At 70.7% G+C, this 14,773-nt stretch carries 13 protein-coding genes and 1 tRNA gene; 5 read left to right on the plus strand and 9 right to left on the minus strand.

What is annotated here, in order from left to right:
- Positions 1–27: 27 nt before the first annotated feature.
- From polA to AB0K07_RS16070, 8 genes are all read right to left on the minus strand, one after another.
- Entirely contained in the window at positions 28–2,727 is a 2,700-nt protein-coding gene (gene polA / locus AB0K07_RS16035) for a DNA polymerase I (RefSeq protein ID WP_363755690.1), read from the minus strand.
- A 134-nt stretch (positions 2,728–2,861) separates the two neighbouring features.
- Positions 2,862–3,575: an ABC transporter ATP-binding protein gene (locus AB0K07_RS16040; protein ID WP_363755692.1), complete on the minus strand. Its 714-nt coding sequence runs from the start codon at positions 3,573–3,575 to the stop codon at positions 2,862–2,864.
- A complete protein-coding gene (locus tag AB0K07_RS16045; protein ID WP_363756603.1) occupies positions 3,562–4,467 on the minus strand; it encodes an ABC transporter ATP-binding protein in 906 nt (301 codons plus the stop codon). Before AB0K07_RS16045 ends, AB0K07_RS16040 begins: the two co-directional genes overlap by 14 nt.
- Before the next feature lie 28 nt (positions 4,468–4,495).
- On the minus strand, positions 4,496–5,653 hold the full coding sequence (locus tag AB0K07_RS16050; protein ID WP_363755694.1) for a branched-chain amino acid ABC transporter permease: 1,158 nt from the start codon (positions 5,651–5,653) through the stop codon (positions 4,496–4,498).
- Positions 5,650–6,633: a branched-chain amino acid ABC transporter permease gene (locus AB0K07_RS16055; RefSeq protein WP_363755696.1), complete on the minus strand. Its 984-nt coding sequence runs from the start codon at positions 6,631–6,633 to the stop codon at positions 5,650–5,652. Before AB0K07_RS16055 ends, AB0K07_RS16050 begins: the two co-directional genes overlap by 4 nt.
- Positions 6,634–6,700: 67 nt before the next feature.
- Positions 6,701–7,852, minus strand: a complete 1,152-nt coding sequence (locus AB0K07_RS16060; RefSeq protein WP_363755698.1) for a branched-chain amino acid ABC transporter substrate-binding protein — start codon at positions 7,850–7,852, stop codon at positions 6,701–6,703.
- Positions 7,853–8,219: 367 nt separating this feature from the next.
- Positions 8,220–9,410, minus strand: coding sequence for a hypothetical protein (locus tag AB0K07_RS16065; RefSeq protein WP_363755700.1), 1,191 nt, complete (start codon positions 9,408–9,410; stop codon positions 8,220–8,222).
- An 87-nt stretch (positions 9,411–9,497) separates the two neighbouring features.
- Positions 9,498–10,118 (minus strand): response regulator, encoded by a 621-nt coding sequence (locus tag AB0K07_RS16070; protein WP_363756605.1) that lies wholly within the window; start codon positions 10,116–10,118, stop codon positions 9,498–9,500.
- A 96-nt stretch (positions 10,119–10,214) separates the two neighbouring features.
- Between AB0K07_RS16070 and AB0K07_RS16075 the strand changes: the two genes are divergently transcribed.
- The 3 genes from AB0K07_RS16075 to AB0K07_RS16085 all read left to right on the plus strand — a co-directional run bounded on the left by AB0K07_RS16075 (position 10,215) and on the right by AB0K07_RS16085 (position 11,740).
- Positions 10,215–10,290 (plus strand) — tRNA-Leu (locus tag AB0K07_RS16075).
- Between the two features lie 32 nt (positions 10,291–10,322).
- Positions 10,323–10,835, plus strand: a complete 513-nt coding sequence (locus AB0K07_RS16080) for a helix-turn-helix domain-containing protein (protein ID WP_363755702.1) — start codon at positions 10,323–10,325, stop codon at positions 10,833–10,835.
- A 254-nt stretch (positions 10,836–11,089) separates the two neighbouring features.
- Positions 11,090–11,740 (plus strand): NAD-dependent epimerase/dehydratase family protein, encoded by a 651-nt coding sequence (locus AB0K07_RS16085; protein ID WP_363755704.1) that lies wholly within the window; start codon positions 11,090–11,092, stop codon positions 11,738–11,740.
- Between the two features lie 13 nt (positions 11,741–11,753).
- Here AB0K07_RS16085 and AB0K07_RS16090 read toward each other — a convergent pair whose 3' ends face one another.
- The gene (locus AB0K07_RS16090; protein WP_363755706.1) at positions 11,754–12,932 is read right to left on the minus strand and encodes an aminotransferase class I/II-fold pyridoxal phosphate-dependent enzyme; all 1,179 of its coding nucleotides are present in this window, start codon (positions 12,930–12,932) and stop codon (positions 11,754–11,756) included.
- 83 nt (positions 12,933–13,015) lie between these two features.
- Between AB0K07_RS16090 and AB0K07_RS16095 the strand changes: the two genes are divergently transcribed.
- Both AB0K07_RS16095 and AB0K07_RS16100 read left to right on the plus strand, forming a co-directional pair.
- A complete protein-coding gene (locus AB0K07_RS16095) occupies positions 13,016–13,495 on the plus strand; it encodes an Lrp/AsnC family transcriptional regulator (protein WP_363755708.1) in 480 nt (159 codons plus the stop codon).
- A gap of 51 nt (positions 13,496–13,546) precedes the next feature.
- The gene (locus AB0K07_RS16100) at positions 13,547–14,569 is read left to right on the plus strand and encodes an LLM class flavin-dependent oxidoreductase (RefSeq protein ID WP_363755710.1); all 1,023 of its coding nucleotides are present in this window, start codon (positions 13,547–13,549) and stop codon (positions 14,567–14,569) included.
- Positions 14,570–14,773 lie beyond the last annotated feature (204 nt).

The following is a 14,773-nucleotide window of genomic DNA, read 5'->3' on the forward strand; positions in this document are numbered from 1 at the left end:
AGAGCGCCGACAGCGCCGACCACAGCGTCAGTGGTCGGCGCTGTTCCAGTCCCGGCCTTCGCCGACCGACACCTCCAGCGGCACCGACAGCGGGTACGCCTCGCCCATCTCCCGCCGGACCAGCGTCTCCAGTGCCTCGCGCTCGCCCGGCGCGACCTCGAACACCAGCTCGTCGTGCACCTGCAGCAGCATCCGGGAGCGCAGCCCGGCGTCGCCCAGCGCGGTGTCGACGTGCAGCATCGCCAGCTTGATGATGTCGGCCGCCGAGCCCTGGATCGGGGCGTTGAGCGCCATCCGTTCGGCGATGTCGCGGCGCTGCCGATTGTCACTGCCCAGGTCGGGCAGGTAGCGGCGGCGGCCCAGAATGGTCGAGGTGTAGCCGTCCTGACGGGCCCGGGCGACCACCTGGTGCAGGTAGTCACGCACCCCACCGAAACCGGCGAAGTAGTTCTCCATCAGTCCGCGCGCCTCTTCGGTGCCGATGCTGAGCTGCTGGGACAGGCCGAACGCGCTGAGGCCGTACGCCAGGCCGTAGTTCATCGCCTTGATCTTGCGGCGCTGGTCCGGGGTGACCTCGTCGACCGGCACCCCGAAGACCGACGAGGCGGTGGCGGCGTGGAAATCGGCGCCGGAGTTGAACGCCTCGATCAGCGCGTCGTCCGAGGACAGGTGCGCCATGATGCGCATCTCGATCTGGCTGTAGTCGGCCGTCAGCAGGCACTCGTAGCCCTCGCCCACCACGAAGGCCCGACGGATCCGCCGGCCTTCCTCGGTGCGGATCGGGATGTTCTGCAGGTTGGGCTCGGTGGAGGAGAGCCGACCGGTGGCCGCGACCGTCTGGTTGAAGGTGGTGTGGATGCGCCCGTCGTCGGAGACCGACTTGAGCAGGCCGTCGACGGTCGACTTGAGCTTGGCCACGTCGCGGTGGCGCAGCAGGTGGGCCAGCACCGGGTGCGGGTTCTGCGCGTAGAGCCACTGCAGGGCGTCGGCGTCGGTGGTGTAACCCGTCTTGATCTTCTTGGTCTTGGGCAGGCCCAGCTCGGTGAAGAGGATCTCCTGCAGCTGCTTGGGCGAGCCGAGGTTGAACTCCCGGCCCACCGCCTCGTACGCGCCCTGCGCGGCGGCCTTCACCTCGGCGGCGAAGTGCGCCTCCAGCTCGGACAGGTAGTGCGTGTCGGCCGCGATGCCGGTGCGCTCCATGCCGGCCAGCACCCGCATCAGCGGAAGCTCCACCCCGGCCATCAGCCGCGCGGACTGCTCACCGTCGCGGGACAGCTCGGCGTCGATCGCGTCGGCCAGGTCGAGGGTGGCGCGGGCCTGGAGCATCAGGTTCTGCTCGGCCACACCCTCGTCGCCGAGCCCGTCGAGCGTGAGCTGGCCGGTCTCCGGCACGTCCACCCGCAGCTCACGGTGCAGGTAGCGCAGCGCCAGGTCGGTCAGGTCGTAGGACCGCTGGTCGGGGCGGGCCAGGTACGCGGCGATCTGGGTGTCCCGGATGATGCCGGCCAGCTCCCAGCCGTGCGCGGCGCAGGCCAGCACGGCCGGCTTGCTGTCGTGCAGCACCTTGGGCCGCTGGGCGTCGGCCAGCCAGCCGGCCAGCGCGCCCTCGTCGGCCGGGTCGAGCCCCGCCGGGTCGACCCAGGCCGCCGCCCCGCCGGCGGTGGCCAGCGCCAGGCCGGCGACGGAGGCGGTGTGCCGCTGGTTGGGGCCGGTGTCGAGCTTGACCGCCAGCCCGACCGGGGTGCCGGTCGGCGCGTGCGTGGTCAGCCACCCGGTCAGCGCGCCCGGCGCGGTGAGCACCTCGCCGGTGAGGTCGAAGCCGGACTCGGCCTCCGGCTCGACCGCCTCCAGGTACTGGTAGAGCCGGTCGCGCAGGATGCGGAACTCCAGGGTGTCGAAGACCTGGTGCACCGCCTCCCGGTCCCAGCCGGCCCACCGGGTGTCCTCGGGGCGCAGCGGCAGCTCGAGGTCGGAGACCAGACAGTTGATCTCGTAGTTGCGGATGACGTCGGCGAGCCGCTCGCGCAGGCTGTCGCCGGCCTTGCCCTTGATCTCGTCGGCACGGGCGATCACGCCCTCCACCCCGCCGTAGGTGGTGATCCACTTGGCGGCGGTCTTCGGGCCGACGCCCGGAACGCCCGGCAGGTTGTCGCTGGTCTCGCCGACCAGCGCGGCCAGGTCGCGGTAGCGCTGCGGCCCGACGCCGTACTTCGCCTCGATCGCCGCCGGGTCCATCCGGGCCAGGTCGGAGACGCCCTTGCGTGGGTAGAGCACGGTGACCTGGTCGCCGACCAACTGGAACGCGTCCCGGTCGCCGGTGCTGATCAGCACCGACATGCCCTGGTCGCGGGCCTGGCAGGCGAGCGTGGCGATGACGTCGTCGGCCTCGTAGCCCTCCATCTCCACCACCGGGATGCGCAGCGCGGCCAGGACCTCCTTGACCAGGCTGACCTGACCCTTGAAGTCGGTCGGGGTCTCGCTGCGGCCGGCCTTGTACTCCGCGTACTTCTCGGTGCGGAAGGAGCGGCGGGAGACGTCGAAGGCGACGACGATGTGGGTGGGCTGCTCGTCGCGCAGCACGTTGATCAGCATTGAGGTGAAGCCGTAGACCGCATTGGTGGGCTGGCCCGTCGTGGTGGAGAAGTTTTCCACCGGCAGGGCGAAGAACGCCCGGTATGCCAGGGAGTGTCCGTCGACGAGGAGCAGGCGCGGCGTCGTAGCTGTCACGGCAGCGACTCTAGTCCGTCGCACCGACATCCCCGGGCGGCGGCACCGCGCGTCCGACGCCGCAACGGACAACCGCGCCCGAACGCCGGCGGCCGGCCACCCCGCGAGGGATGGCCGGCCGCCGGAGGGATGGCTCAGGCCACGCCGAGGTACGCCTCCTTGACCGACGGGTCGTGCAGCAGGTCCTGACCGGACCCCTCCTTCACGATCTGGCCGGTCTCCAGCACGTAGCCGCGGTGCGCCCGGGAGAGCGCCTGCTGGGCGTTCTGCTCCACCAGCAGGATGGTGGTGCCCTGCTCGTTGATCTCGGTGATGATGTCGAAGATCTGCCGGATCACCAGCGGGGCCAGACCCATCGACGGCTCGTCGAGCAGCAGCAGCTTCGGCCGGCTCATCAGCGCCCGGCCGACCGCGAGCATCTGCTGCTCGCCGCCGGAGAGCGTGCCGCCGGCCTGCTTGCGCCGCTCGGCGAGCCGCGGAAAGAGGGTCAGCACCCGTTCCAGGTCGGCGGCGATGCCGGCGGAGTCCCGCCGGGTGTACGCCCCCATGTCCAGGTTCTCCATCACCGTCATACCCGGGAAGATCTGCCGGCCCTCCGGCGACTGACACAGCCCCCGGACCACCCGCAGGTCGGCACGGAGCTTGCTGATGTCCTCGCCGTTGAACGTGATCTTGCCGCTGGCGAGCGACCGGGTACCGGAGATGGCCCGCATCGTGGTGGTCTTACCGGCGCCGTTCGCGCCGATCAGGGCCACCACCTCACCCTCGTTCACGGTGAGGCTGATCCCGTGCAGCGCCTCGATCCGGCCGTAGGCAACGGCGACGTTCTCAAGCTCAAGCAGCGTCATCGGCGGGCTCCCCCAGGTACGCGGCGATCACCTTCGGATCGCGACTGACCTCCGCGGGCGCACCCTCGGCGATCTTGCGGCCGAACTCCAGCACCACGATCCGGTCGGTGACACCCATGACCAGCCGCATGTCGTGCTCGATGAGCAGGACGGTCAGGCCCATGTCACGGATCCTGCGGATCAGGGCGAGGAGTTCCTCCTTCTCCGCCGGGTTGAAGCCGGCGGCCGGCTCGTCCAGGCAGATCAGTTTCGGCTCGGTGGCCAGCGCCCGGGCGATCTCCAACCGACGCTGGTAGCCGTACGGCAGGTTGCGCGCCTCGTCGTTGGCCCGGTCGGCGATCCCGACGAAACGGAGCAGCTCCAGCGCCTTCGCCTCGGCGGCCCGCTCCTCCAGGATGTGCCGGGACAGACCGAAGATCTTCGCGGCCGACAGGCGCACCTGCTGCCAGGTCCGGACGATCCCGGACTCGGCGGTGACCTGCGGCAGCTCCTCCGGCTTCGGCCGCACCCGGTAGAGCCGGAACAGCGCCCCGGGCACGCTCGTCTTGTGCCGGGAGTCCGTGCCGACCATGACGTTCTCCAGCGCCGTCATCTCCGGGAAGAGACGGATGTTCTGGAACGTCCGGGAGATGCCGAGCTGGCTGATCTGGTGCGGCTTGCGACCGGTCACCTTCTGGCCCCGGAACCGGACGGCCCCGGACGTCGGCTTGTACACCCCGGTCATCACGTTGAAGCTGGTGGTCTTGCCGGCACCGTTCGGCCCGATGAGGCCGAGGATCTCGCCCTCGTAGATCTGGAAATTGATCTTGTCGAGAGCGACCACGCCGCCGAAGCGGAGCGTGACGTCATCGACTTCGAGCAGTACCGGCCGCGGTCCTGCCTGAGTCGGGATCTTCGGCGTTGCGGTGCTGGTGGTCTGGTCAGACACGAGCGGGTACCTCCTCTGCCTCCGCCGCGCGGTCCTTCAACTCGCGGGCACGGCGCCGGCTCGGGACGAGGCCCTGCGGACGCAGGATCATCACCAGCACCATGGCCAGACCGAAGACCAACCAGCGGTAGTCGGCGAAGTCGCGGAACCGCTCCGGCAGGTACGCCAGCAGCACCGCGCCGAGCGAGACGCCGATCATGTTGCCGGAGCCGCCGACCACCACCATGGCGACGAAGAGGATGGACAGGTTCGCGTTGAACTGGGTCGGATCGATGAACGCGTTCCGGCTGCCGAACAGGAAGCCCGACAGGCCGCCGAGCGCCGCGCCGATGGCGAACGCCCAGAGCTTGAACTTGAACGGGTACACGCCCATCACCGCGGCGGCGTCCTCGTCCTCCCGCACGGCCAGCCACGCCCGGCCGACCCGGCTGTGCTCCAGCCGGCGGACCAGGAACACCATGATCAGCACGAAGGTGATGGCCAACCAGTACCAGGGCTTCGCGTCGATCAGGCCGAAGTACTTGTTGTCCGCCGACGGCGCACCCTCCGGACCGGGGATGGCGGAGATGCCCACCGGGCCGTTGGTCACCCCGGTGGCGTTGCGGGCCACGATCCGGATGATCTCGCCGAAGCCCAGCGTCACGATGGCCAGGTAGTCACCGCGCAGCCGCAGTGTCGGCCAGCCCAGCAGCACCCCGGAGATCATCGTCAGCACGATCGCGATGAACAGGCAGATCGCCCAGGTCACCGCCCAGGTCGACGGCAGGTCGAACTCCTGCTGGATCCACTTCACCACCGGCGAGTTCACCGAACCGAACAGCGCCACGCTGTACGCCCCGATGGCGAAGAAGCCGATGTAGCCCAGGTCGAGCAGGCCGGCGAGACCGACCACCACGTTCAGGCCGATCGCGACCAGCACGTAGATCGCGCAGACGAAGAGCACACCCGCCCAGTTGTTACCGCCCTGGATCGAGTCGGTACGCAACCAGGTCAGGCCCGGAATACCGAGCAGCGGCAGGTAGTAGAGGATCGCCACGAACGCGGCCAGCCCGAGGGCCTGCTGCCACTTCGTCAGCGCCCGCCAGCGGTCGCCGACCGAGGTCAGCACGCTCACCCGGCGGCGATCAGCGGAGCGAATTTTGTCGATCATGCGCGGGCCCTCCCGAGCGACTCGCCCAACAGACCGGTCGGCCGGAACATCAGCACCACGATCAGCACCACGAAGGCGATGACGTCCTCCCAGTTGGACGCGAAGAGCGTAGCGCCGTAGACCTCGACGATGCCGAGGAAGAGGCCACCCAGCAGCGCGCCGCGCAGGTTACCGATGCCGCCCAGGACCGCCGCCGTGAACGCCTTGAGGCCGAGCACGAAGCCGATGCTGTTCTGGGTGAAGCCGAAGCGCATGCTCCACAACAGAGCGGCGGCGCCGGCCATGATGCCGCCGAGCACGAAGATCAGCATGATCACGCGCTCCTGGTTGACACCCATCAGCGCGGCGGTCTCCGGGTTCTGCGCCACCGCCCGCACGCCCCGGCCGTACCGGGTGCGGTTGATGAACCAGTCCAGCAGCGCCATCATCGCCACGGCCGCGACGAAGACGATCACCTGGATGTTCGTGATCGCCGTGTTGCCGATGGTGAACAAGGTCTCCTGCTGGATGATCGTCGGCATACCGACGATCTGCCGGGGGCGGCCGAACGCCGCCGGCAACACGCCACCGAGCAACTTGGGCAGCACCTGCCCGAAGAGCTCGACGAAGACCAGCGACAGACCGATCGCGGTGATCAGGAAGATCAGCGGCGGCGCGTTCTTACGCCGCAACGGCCGGTACGCGATCCGCTCAAGCGCCAGAGCCGTACCGCCCGAGGCGACCGCCGCGACGACCAGACCGAGCACCAGGAACAGGATCGCCTGGCCGATAGGGGGGTTATTTTCCACCCCGAGCTGGTTCCAGAGGATCAGCACCGCGAAGGTACCGACCATGAACACCTCGGAGTGCGCGAAGTTGATCAGGCGAAGGACGCCGTAGACGAGGGTGTAGCCAAGGGCGATCAGGGCGTAGATGGCGCCCTTGGAAAGGCCGTCGACCGTGTGCTGGCCGAGATGGCCGATCAGTTCATCGAAATGCACCGGGGGTCTCCTTGAATCGAGCGCGGCCGGGGTGAGACACCCCGGCCGCACTCCATTGCCTAGGCCGTCAGCTGAGCTTGAGCTCCTGCAGCGGCTCGATCGCCGTACCCTTGATCTGGTAGGCCCAGATGACGACCTTCGACGGGTCGACGTCACCCTTGGCGTCGAACTTGATGTACTTCGACACGCCCTGCTTGTCGTACGCCTTCACGTACGCCAGGATGTCCGCCCGGGTCTTCTTGCCGTCCTTGAAGGCGTCCAGGTAGATCTTGGCGGCGTCGAAGCCCTCAGCACCGTAGGAGCCCGGCGCGATGCCGAACTCCTTCTGGTAGTCGGCGGAGAAGGTGCCGCCGGCCTTGTCAGCCGGGAGGCACGGGCAGGTGATGATCGCGCCCTCGGCGCCGCCGGAGGCACCCGCCGGGAACGCCGGGTCGTACAGACCGTCCGGGCCGACGAACTTGGCCTGGACACCGGCGGCACGCATCTGCTTCACGAGCGGAGCGGCCTCACGGGTGTAGCCGCCGTAGAAGACGAAGTCCGCCTGCGCGGCCTTGATCTTGGAGATGGTGGCGTCGAACTGCGCCTGCCGCTCCTGGATCTTGTCCTTGTTCACCACGATCGGGCCGAGCTGCTTGCCCAGCTCCTCGGTGATGCCCGCGCCGTACGCGCTGGCGTCATCGATCAGGAAGACCTTCGCCGCGTTCTGCGTCTTCAGGTAGCTCGCCACCGCGCCGGCCTGCGTGCCGTCGTTGCCGACGACCCGGTAGAAGGACGTGTTGCCCTTCGCGGTCAGGTCCGTCCGGGTCGCCGACGGGGCGACCATCGCCAGGCCCGCGGCCTGGTAGATCGGCATCGTGGCGTCCGACTCACCGGAGAAGTGACCACCGATGACACCGAGGAACGAGTTGTCACCCGCGATCTGGTTCGCGAACGGGGTCGCCACCGCGGGGTCACCCTGGGTGTCGAACTCCTGCATGGTGACCTTGCAGTTCGGGTTCGCCTCGTTGAACTGCTTCACGGCGAGCTTCGCGCCGTTCAGCGACGGAATCACCAGACCCGCGTTGTCACCCGTGAACGCGCCGAAGATCGCGATCTTGCCACCGCAGTCACCGGACGCGGTCCCACCATCGCCGCCACCGGAATCCTGGCAACCAGCCGCGACCACCAGGGTCGCGGCGAGCGCAACGGTACCCAGCGCCCGTACATAGCTTCGCCTCACGGCTTTCCGACCTCCTCCAGATGCGGACGCGGCTGACCCGAAGCGACGGCGACAGCAGCAGACCCGCAGTTCCACCCACCCCGCAGGGACTCCCCCTGCGTAACGGCTCGTGATGGCGGAGCGTACCGACACCGCACACCCTCCCGGAAGGCCTGAACGGGGGGTCTGCGAAACCGTTACGAAGACGTGGGCAATCCTGTCGATGTCCGTAACAGGTGAATCCGTCGGTCGGTCCTTAATATCGCTGCCGGTCGGAGCCCACCCGCACCGACCCGGACCACCACCCCCCGGACGAAAGGCCCCCTGACCTGCGAAAACTGGCCGGCGCAGCCCACCCGACGCCCGGAAGACGCGCGATCACCGGCCCTCAGGCACCCGGGGCGGCCGCCCACCACAGACCGGGCCGCGAGCCGTCGTCCGCCGCCAACCACCACCGGTCACCCACCGCGACCAGCGCCACGTCCCGATCGGCCCCCGACGGCACATCGAGCGGCATCGCGACCTCCCGCCACGACCCACCGCGGTCGGCCGAGACCCACACCGAGTGCCGCACCCCGTCGGTGACGGCGGCGACCAGCCGATCCCCGGCGGCGACCAGCGACGACACCCCCGGCACCCCCGCCCCGGCCCGTCGACCGAACGCCCCGCCGGCCACCCAGCCCGCCGCCTCCTGCCGCCACGCGCCGAACGTCGCCCCGCGCAGCCCGACCGCCACCGGCACCGGACCGACCAGCGCCACCCGCTGCAACTCCTCGTACTCCGGACCGCCCGGCAGCACCGTGCGCCGCCACGACCGCCCGTCCGGCGACGACCACACCGCCGGATCCCGGTCGATCCGACCAGCCGGCAGCAGGCCACCCACCGCCAGCCAACCCGGCGGCGCCGCCACCGCGTCGAACGCCCAGGTCACCCCGGCCCCGTCGCTCGCCAGCTCCGGTGCGCCCTCCACCAGCGCGAACTCCGCCGCAGCCGGCGACGACACCCAGGAGGCGGCGCCCGCCGAGCGGTTGCCGACGATCAGCCAACCCGGCGCGCCGGCCACCAACCGGGACACGTTCACCGCCGTCGGCCCGCCGTACGTCTCGAACGACGCCTGCACCTCGACCAGCGCGCCGTCGGCCCCCTGCCGCCAGGTGCTCACCCGCGGATAGCCGTGCGCACCGCCGACCTTGGCGCCGATCACCGCCGCCTTCCCGTCCCGGCAGGCCACCGACAAGAGCACGTTCTGCCGGCCGTAGAAGGAATCCGCGCGCACCGGAACCACCGTCCAGGTCGCACCGTCCACGCTGGTCCAGGCCGCCGGACGCGTGCCGCCGGCGGTGTCGGCGACCCCGCCGACCAGGAACCAGCGGCCCGCGCAGGCCGCCGCGTCGCGGAGCAACAGTCGGCCCGCGCCACCCGGCGGTGCCGGCAACGTCAGCGGCTGCCACCCCGGCCGGAGCGCCGGCGAGGCGTCGGCCGACGGCCCCGCACCGCCACTCGGCCCGGCGGGCCCGTCACAGCCGGAGACCAGCAGCGCGAGGAGCGCGAACACGGCGAACACCCGGCGGACGGACACGGGTCGATGCTATTCCCCGCAGGTGCCGCGCGGCGTCCCCGATCCGCGGCGTTCCCGGACCGGTCCCGGGCAGAGGCGGACGAACGGTCAGACGCTCGGCTGCGCCATTTCGCCGCCGGCGGTCTCGGCGAGGATCCGCTCGGCGACCTCCTTCATGGTCATTCGGTGGTCCATCGCCGTGCGCTGGATCCACTTGAACGCCTGCGGCTCGGTCATCCCGTACGTGGTCATCAGCGCGCCCTTGGCGCGCTCCACCGTCTTCCGGACCTCCAGGCGGTCGGTCAGGCCGGCGATCTCCGCCTCCAGCGCGGCGACCTCCGAGTAACGCGACAGCGCGATCTCCACCGCCGGGACCAGGTCGCTCTTCTGGAAGGGCTTCACCAGGTACGCCATCGCGCCCGCCGCCCGGGCCCGCTCCACCAGGTCACGCTGACTGAACGCGGTCAGGATGATCACCGGGGCGATCCGGGCGCCGGCGATGCGCTCGGCGGCGGCCAGCCCATCCATGATCGGCATCTTGATGTCGAGGATGACCAGATCCGGCTTCAACTCCTCGGCGAGGCGGACAGCGGTCTCGCCGTCGCCGGCCTCGCCGACCACCTCGTAGCCCTCTTCGACCAGCATCTCGGCGAGGTCCAGCCGGATCAGCGCCTCGTCCTCGGCGATCAGTACGCGCCTGCGCTCGGCATCCGTCGGCGTCTCGGCCACCAGCCCTACCCCCACCAGTCAGAACCCGACACCCGCCCAGCCGGGTGTCACCGCCCTCAGCGTAGTGGGTAACCTATGCAGGCCGGGAAACTGAAGGCCCCTGTAGTCCAATGGCAGAGACAGTGCACTCAAACTGCATACAGTGTGGGTTCGAATCCCACCGGGGGCACCAGGACTGTCGTACGCACGTTCGATGATGGCGTCGTGCATCCCCCGGAGATCCGCGCCCGCGCTCGGCGACTCCACCTGTCGGGAGCCAGCATCGCCGACGTCGCCCGCAGCGTCGGGCTCTCGTACCGCACCGTCTGGCACTGGTGCCGAGACCGCCCCGAACCCGTCGTCCACGTCACGGCGCTGCGCTGTTTCCGCTGCCGGGAGGGCGTCGACAATCCGACAGATCAACCGGCATACGCCTACCTGCTCGGTCTCTATCTGGGCGACGGACACCTGGTCACCTCGGCACGGGTGCCGGTGCTCCGCATCACCTGCAGCAACGCCTGGCCGGGGCTGATCGAGGCATGCGACAGCGTCATGCGGGCCGTGCTCGCCACGAAGGTGCAACGCATTCCCAAGATCGGCTGTGTCTCGGTGGAGAGCAGCGGCAAGGCGCTGGACCTGCTTGACATCCGTTGGCGAATGAACCTCCCCTGGTCGCTGTCGGTGGCACGGCGTGACGCCGTCGCCGCGCTGGACCGGCACGTCGGCCCGAAGTTCTGACCCTTCCGCCCGCCGGTCGTTGCCCCGGCAAGGTGGCTGACCACCGCCGTCGCCGAGCCGGCCGGCCGGCCAGCGGCCGGTTACCCTGCCGACGAGCTGCTGTGCTGGTGGTCGGTTCGGCCGAGCGGACACCGACCGCCGGGCTCGAAGGGCTGACCAGCCCCCGGCACTACGGGGACCGCCGCGGTGGCGCGGCTGGCTCGCCCCGGGCCGGACCGGCCGGATAACGGGATTGACGACAGGGGTGGGAACTGATGCGCGTGGTGATCTTCGGCGCGACCGGCATGGTGGGTCAGGGCGTGCTGCGCGAGTGCCTGCTCGCCGAGGACGTACGGGAGGTGCTGACCGTGGGCCGGCGGCCGACCGGGCAGCGGCACCCGAAGCTGCGCGAGCTCACCGTCGCCGACGTCGGCGAGCTGGAGGCGGTGCGCGCCGAGCTGACCGGCGTGGACGCCTGCTTCTACTGCCTGGGCGTGTCGTCGCTGGGCCTGGACGAGGCCGTCTACACCCGGATCAGCTACGACTACCCGCTGGCCGCCGCGCGGCTGCTGGCCGAGGTGAGCCCGAGCGCCACCTTCATCTACGTCTCCGGTGTCGGCACCGACTCCACGGAGCGGGGGCGGGTGATGTGGGCGCGGGTCAAGGGCCGCACCGAGAACGCCGTCCTCGACCTGCTGCCCAACGGTTACGCGGCGCGGCCCGGGTTCATCCAGCCGACCCACGGGGCGGTGTCGAGGACCCGCGCGTACCGGATCGGGTACGCGGTCACCCGCCCGCTCTTTCCGGTGCTGCGCCGGCTGCTGTCCAACCACGTCACCACCACCGACGGGATCGGCCGGGCGATGCTGCGGGTGGCCCGGGAGGGCTCACCCCGTCGGGTGCTGGGAAACCGCGACCTGAGGTGAGCCCGCCGGGCGGTCAGCCGAGGATGGCGAGCGCCTGGGCGAGGTCGGCCCGCACGTCCTCGGGGTCCTCCAGCCCGACCGAGAGGCGCAGCAACCCGGCGGCGGGCTTCGCGTCGCCCTCGACCGGACGGTGGGTGAGCGAGGCGGGGTGCTGGATCAGCGTGTCCACGCCGCCGAGGGACACCGCGTGGGTGATCAGCCGGCAGGCGCCGGCGACGGCGGCCGCGGCGGGCGCGCCGCCGTGTACCTCGAAGGCCAGCAGGCTGCCGGGGCCGGCCATCTGGCGGCCGACCAGCGCCGCCGGGTCGTGCACCGACGGGTGGTGCACGCGGTGCACGGCCGGGTGGTCGGCGAGCCAGCCGGCGAGTTTCTCGGCGGTGGCCTGCTGGGCGCGGACGCGCAGCGGCAGGGTCTGCAGGCCGCGGTGCAGCAGGTAGCCGCCGAGCGGGTGCAGGATCGCTCCGGTGACCGCGCGGACCTGGCGCAGCCGGACGGCCCAGTCCGCGTCGCAGGCGACGACGCCGGCGAGGACGTCGCCGTGCCCGCCGATGCTCTTGGTGGCGCTGTGCAGCACGAGTGCGGCGCCGTGGCGGGCCGGCTGTTGCAGGACGGGGGTGGCGACGGTGTTGTCGACCAGCAGCGGGACGTCGCCGGCGGCGGTGACGAGAGCGGCGATGTCGACCAGGTCGAGGGTGGGGTTGGCCGGTGTCTCGACGATGACCAGGGCGGTGTCCGGGCGGATGGCGGCGGCGACCTCGTCGGGACAGGCCCAGCTGACGGTGGTGCCGAGCAGCCCGGTGGCGAGGACATGGTCGGTGCCGCCGTACAGCGGTCGGACGGCGACGATGTGCCGCTGGCCGTCCCGGGTGGCGGCGAGCAGGGTGGCGGTGAGGGCGGCCATGCCGCTGGCGAAGGCGACGGCCTGGGCGGTGCCCTCCAGCTCGGCGAGGGCGGTCTCGAAGCGGGCCACCGTCGGGTTCCACAGCCGTTGGTAGACGGCGCTGCCCTCGGCGGGAAGGAGGCCGCCGGTGGCGAGCTGCTCGTACGCGTTCCCGCCGTCGTCCACCGAGGGCAGCGGGTTGGTGGTGGACAGGTCGATCGGCGGTACGTGGACGCCGAGCGCCCGCAGGTCGTCGCGGCCGGCGTGCACGGCCCGGGTGTCCACCATCGTCATGGCGGTAGCGTCGAACATCCGTCGAGTGCGGGGCAATGGGATGGAAGATAATTCTCTCGCTGGCACTAGCTTCGTTGGCGGATTCGGACGAGGATGGCGGGATGCTCCCTGAGCCGAACGATGTGCGGCCGTATCCGGCGCTGGACGCGGTGGACCGCGCGATCCTGACCGAGTTGGCCGCGGACGGTCGGTTGCCGAACAACGCCCTCGCCGAGCGGGTGGGGGTGGCACCGTCGACCTGCCTGACCCGTACCCGGGCGCTGCGGGAGCGCGGCGCTATCCGCGGCTTCCACGCCGAGGTGGACCCGGCCGCGCTCGGCCTGCCGTTGCAGGCGCTGGTGTCGGTGCGGCTGACCGCGCACGAGCGGGCGGCGGTGGACGCGTTCCGGTCCCGGTCGGTGCGGCTGCCCGGGGTGGTGTCGGTGTTCCACGTCGCGGGCGCGGAGGACTACGTGCTGCACGTGCGGGCCGCGTCCGGGGACGCGCTGCGCGACTTCGTGCTGGATCACCTCGCCGTGGATCCGGTGGTGCAGCACACCCAGACCAGCCTGATCTTCGAGCAGGCCCGCGGGATGGGCTGAGCAGCGACCGGAAAATGCCGGCCAAGCGGAACAAATCCGTCCGCTGACGGGTTGGCCATCCGTGTGATCACCGTACCGTTGTCTGTTCTTGATCTTGCTCCGGTCGCCAAGGGCACCACCGCCGGCGCCGCGTTGCAGGCCACCACCGAGCTGGCCCGGCGCACCGAGGAGCTGGGCTATCACCGCTTCTGGGTGGCCGAGCACCACAACATGCCGGCCATTGCCAGCTCCGCTCCCGCCGTGCTGCTCGCCCACCTGGCCGCGAACACCTCGACGATCCGGCTCGGGTCGGGCGGCGTGATGCTGCCCAACCACGCGCCGCTGGTGGTGGCCGAGCAGTTCGGCACCCTGGAGGCGCTGCACCCCGGCCGGATCGACCTGGGCATCGGCCGCGCGCCGGGCACCGACCAGGTTACCGCGCTGGCGTTGCGCCGCACCATGGAGGGGCTCTCCGCGGAGGGGTTCCCGCGTGAGCTGGCCGACCTGATGAACTACTTCAGCGGCGAGCGGCCCGGGCAGATCATCGCCACCCCGGGGCGGGGTGAGCAGCCGGCCGTCTGGTTGCTCGGCTCCAGCGGCTTCAGCGCGCAACTGGCCGGCCTGCTCGGCCTACCGTTCTCCTTCGCGCACCACTTCAGCTCGGCGAACACCCTGCCGGCGCTGGCGCTGTATCGGCAGAACTTCCGGCCGTCGCAGTGGCTGGACAAGCCGTACGCGATGGTGGCGGTCAACGCGGTGTGCGCGGAGACCGACGAGCGGGCCGAGTGGCTGGCCGGGCCGAGCGCGCTGTCGTTCCTCAAGTTGCGCTCCGGCCGGCCCGAGCCGCTGTCCACGCCCGATGAGGCGGCGGCGTACCCGTACACCGAGATCGAGCGGGAGTTCGTGGAGCAGCGCCGCGACGGTCAGGCGATGGGCTCGCCGGAGACGGTACGCCGGCAGCTGACCGAGCTGGTGGAGCGCACCGGCGCGGACGAGCTGATGCTGACCACGCTGGTCTACGACGTGCGGGACCGGGTGCGCTCGTACGAGCTGATCGCCGAGCTGGTGGCGGGCGGCCTGAACCGGAAGGCGTGAAACACGATCTTCACGTCAGCGTCACCCCGGCGACCCGGACGGTGCCTAACGTTGGTGCCGGTGGTGGTACGGCATTCCCGGTCGGGACGGGTCGGGAATGCCGCGGTGTGGAGCACCGGGCCGGAGCTGAGCGGATTCCGCGGCTGCGGCCCGGTGCCTGCCACCCTAGGCGACCCCACTCCGGACCGCCAGGGCTACATGGGC

This window comes from Micromonospora sp. NPDC049301 (assembly GCF_040678715.1).
Lineage (GTDB): Bacteria > Actinomycetota > Actinomycetes > Mycobacteriales > Micromonosporaceae > Micromonospora.

Coding starts and splice junctions, on each gene's coding strand:
- AB0K07_RS16050 (WP_363755694.1), bottom strand. CDS start 5,653: ATGATCGACAAAATTCGCTCCGCTGATCGCCGCCGGGTGAGCGTGCTG.
- AB0K07_RS16040 (WP_363755692.1), bottom strand. CDS start 3,575: ATGACGCTGCTTGAGCTTGAGAACGTCGCCGTTGCCTACGGCCGGATC.
- AB0K07_RS16090 (WP_363755706.1), bottom strand. CDS start 12,932: ATGTTCGACGCTACCGCCATGACGATGGTGGACACCCGGGCCGTGCAC.
- AB0K07_RS16085 (WP_363755704.1), top strand. CDS start 11,090: ATGCGCGTGGTGATCTTCGGCGCGACCGGCATGGTGGGTCAGGGCGTG.
- AB0K07_RS16095 (WP_363755708.1), top strand. CDS start 13,016: ATGCTCCCTGAGCCGAACGATGTGCGGCCGTATCCGGCGCTGGACGCG.